General features: G+C 33.5%; 4 protein-coding genes. 1 reads left to right on the forward strand and 3 read right to left on the reverse strand.

Going from position 1 to position 3,486, the window contains the following annotated elements; translation table 11 throughout:
* Positions 1-160 precede the first annotated feature (160 nt).
* From glnA to miaA, 3 genes are all read right to left on the reverse strand, one after another.
* A complete protein-coding gene (glnA, locus tag OEZ61_RS07915) occupies positions 161-1,504 on the reverse strand; it encodes a type I glutamate--ammonia ligase (protein WP_034531055.1) in 1,344 nt (447 codons plus the stop codon).
* Between the two features lie 36 nt (positions 1,505-1,540).
* Positions 1,541-1,909, reverse strand: a complete 369-nt coding sequence (locus tag OEZ61_RS07920) for a MerR family transcriptional regulator (protein ID WP_034531054.1) — start codon at positions 1,907-1,909, stop codon at positions 1,541-1,543.
* 77 nt (positions 1,910-1,986) lie between these two features.
* Entirely contained in the window at positions 1,987-2,916 is a 930-nt protein-coding gene (gene miaA / locus OEZ61_RS07925) for a tRNA (adenosine(37)-N6)-dimethylallyltransferase MiaA (protein ID WP_034535286.1), read from the reverse strand.
* A gap of 135 nt (positions 2,917-3,051) precedes the next feature.
* Between miaA and OEZ61_RS07930 the strand changes: the two genes are divergently transcribed.
* Entirely contained in the window at positions 3,052-3,228 is a 177-nt protein-coding gene (locus OEZ61_RS07930; protein WP_034531052.1) for a DUF3042 family protein, read from the forward strand.
* Positions 3,229-3,486: the final 258 nt, after the last annotated feature.

Below are 3,486 nucleotides of genomic sequence, written 5' to 3' on the forward strand. Positions count from 1 at the left end.
CTTATTAATAATTTTTGTAAATCCTAAACCATTATAATAATCTTTAATGGCAGCTAATTTTAATTCTTTAGAAAACATAAAAGAACCCCTTAGGTTAGATTTCTCCAACTCAAGGGGTTCAGTTCAGCCGGCAGTAAGCCGACTCTTTTTTAAATGGTTATTAGTATTTTTCCATGTATTGGTTACGTTCCCAATCAGAAACTTGAGCACGGTAAGCATCGTATTCTAAATGCTTAGCAGCTAAGTAACTGTTGAAGATCTTTGAACCTAATGCATGTTTCATTGTTTCATCAGCAGATAATTCTTCTAGAGCATCTAGTAAGTCATCTGGTAAGTTAACAATTTCGTTTTCTTTTCTTTCTTGAGCATCCATTCTATAGATGTTACGGTCAACACTCTTAGGAGGTACGATACCATTCTTCAAACCATCTAGACCTGCTTCTAGAACAGAAGCAATTGCTAGGTATGGGTTTGCTGAAGCATCAGCACTTCTTAATTCAAGACGTGTAGCTTGTCCACGAGCATTTGGTACTCGGATAAGTGGAGATCTGTTTGAACCAGACCAAGCAACGTAAACTGGTGCTTCGTATCCAGGAACAAGACGTTTGTATGAGTTTACTAATGGGTTACAAATTGCAGTGTAACTCTTAGCATGTTTGATTAAACCACCTAAGAAGTGGTAAGCAGTTTCTGATAACTTCAAGTCACCATTTTCGTCGTAGAATACATCACCACTATCATCAAATAATGACATGTTTAAATGCATTCCAGAACCATTGATACCACTTAGTGGTTTTGGCATAAATGTAGCGTATAAGCCGTATTTTCTTGCGATTGTTTTAACAACTAATTTAAATGTTTGAATATTGTCTGCAGCGTTTAGAGCATCTGCATATTCGAAATCAATTTCATGTTGACCAGGAGCAACTTCGTGGTGAGCTGCTTCTACATCAAAGCCCATTTCTTCCAAAGTTAGAACGATTTCACGACGACAGTTACCACCTAAGTCAAGTGGTGCCATATCAAAGTAGCTACCTTCGTCATTTAATTTAACAGTTGGTTTGCCATCTTCATCCATCTTGAATAGGAAGAATTCAGGTTCAGGTCCAATGTTAAATGATGTAAATCCAGCATCCTTCATGTCCTTTAGAACACGGATTAAGTTATTTCTTGGGTCACCTTCAAATGGTGTTCCATCAGTCTTGTAAACTTCACAAATAACTCTAGCAATCTTACCGCGTTCTGAGCTCCATGGGAAAATCATCCAAGTTGATAAATCAGGATGTAAATACATGTCACTTTCTTCGATTCTTACGAATCCTTCGATTGATGATCCATCAAACATAATCTTGTCATTTAATAAATCATCTAATTGACTGATTGGAACTTCAACATTTTTTAAAGTACCTAAAACATCAGTAAACATTAAACGTAAGAATTTTACGTCCTCTTCTTTAACAATACGACGAATGTCGTCTTTTGAATAATCATGCTTTGTAGCCATATACACCTACTCCTAACGTATTCAACATTAAATTAGTTAAAAAGAATTATTTGCAGCATCATGTGAATTCAATCCACCGATGTTCAAAAGTTCATCAGATAAAATTTTACGTGCTTCTTGATCAGTTAATTCCTTCGTATCGTTACTCTTGTTATCTTCTTTACGCTTCTTGTAGATTTCTTGAATCTTGGCAATATTTAAACCTTCGTCTAAATAATCCTTAATTTCTAAAATCACATCGATATCATTCAAAGAATACATACGGCGGTTACCATCATTTCTTTCAGGTGAAACCAAACCCTGTTCTTCGTAATATCTAATTTGTCTTGCGGTCAAGCTAGTTAACTTCATAACAGTTCCGATTGGAAGTACTGAAAGCGAACGTCTTAAATCCTTTTCTTTCATATCTAACTCCTTCTAACAACATTATAATAACATTATATTTTAATATGTCAACATTTAATGTAACAACTTCTAACATATTATGGCACTTTTTTATCATTTAGCCAATTAAATACATCTTTTTCGATGTTTTTTACAACTTCCATGTTAGATATTATGTCATACCAGTTAACTTTCATCTTATTTCTAAACCAAGTTAACTGTCTTTTAGCGTAATGTCTAGAATCCTTTTTAATTAATTCAGAAACATCCTCTAAGTCTAAATTACCATGGAAATAGTTGATGAATTCTCGGTAACCGATTCCTTTATATGCAGGTAAGGAAATGTCACCTTTTTGATCTAACCATTTCGCTTCGTCGATTAATCCTTCTTTAAACATAATATCAACACGTTTATTGATGCGATCATACAATACCTGTCTATCGGTATTAAGTGCAATAATATATGGATCAATTGAAACGGCATTATTGGTTTGTTCAGAAAATCTAACACCCGTATTGTGATAAACCTCTAAAGCTCTAATTACCCTGCGTTCATTTTCTTCACCAATCTTTTCGGCGGATACTTCATCAATGCTTCTTAATTTAAGCCACAATGCATGTTTACCGTTTTCTTCGGCAAATGCACGCATTTGATTTCTATATTCTTCATTATCATAGTGATCACCGCCAAGATTTAATCCATCGACAAGTGATTGAATATAAAATCCAGTTCCTCCAACAATAATAGGAAGTTTTCCTCTCTTATGAATATCATCAATTAATTTATTAGCCGATTCAACAAAATCAGCCGCTGAATATCTTTTGTCAACATCAATAATATCAATTAAATGATGAACAATTCCCTCTGATTCTTCTTTTGTCACTTTGGCTGTTCCAATGTCTAAGTGTTTGTAAACCTGCATAGAATCACCAGAAATAACTTCACCATTTAATTTCTTAGCCAACTTAATTGATAAACTTGTTTTTCCGACCGCTGTTGGTCCGACAATTATTAGCACTTTTTGCATATTATCCCACCATTTCTGCTTATATAAGTTTAGCATATAAAATATTGAATTAAAATATACTTAAGACTGGATAAATAAATAAAAAAACATCATAATGGTAAGTGTAAAGCAAATTATTATATAGGAGGACTTAAAATGAAAAAATTCGCTAAAGGATTCTTTGTTGGTGCATTAGCAACTTCAAGCGCGGTTGCTGGAGCATTATTCTCTTTCAAGAAAAAAGTTGTAGACCCTGTTGAAGGTCAAGCTGATAAACTAGAAGAAAACAGAAAAAGAGTTGTTCGTAAACAACGTTCCGCTCACTTAAACTAATACGAAACAATAAAAAAGCACTTTACAATTTGTAAAGTTGAACTGAACCCCTTGAGTTGGAGAAATCTAACTAAAGGGGTTCTTTTATGTTTTCTAAAGAATTAAAATTATCTGCCATTAAAGATTATTACAATGGTTTAGGATTTACAAAAATTACTAATAAATATGGTATAAAAGGGTCTGCGACCCTTTATGAATGGATTAGGAAAGCTGAACAATTTGGAATTGAATATTTCTCAAAAAATACAAAGACATATT

The sequence above is a fragment of the Apilactobacillus sp. EABW-1NA genome, from assembly GCF_030398685.1.
GTDB classification, from domain to species: Bacteria; Bacillota; Bacilli; order Lactobacillales; family Lactobacillaceae; genus Apilactobacillus; species Apilactobacillus waqarii.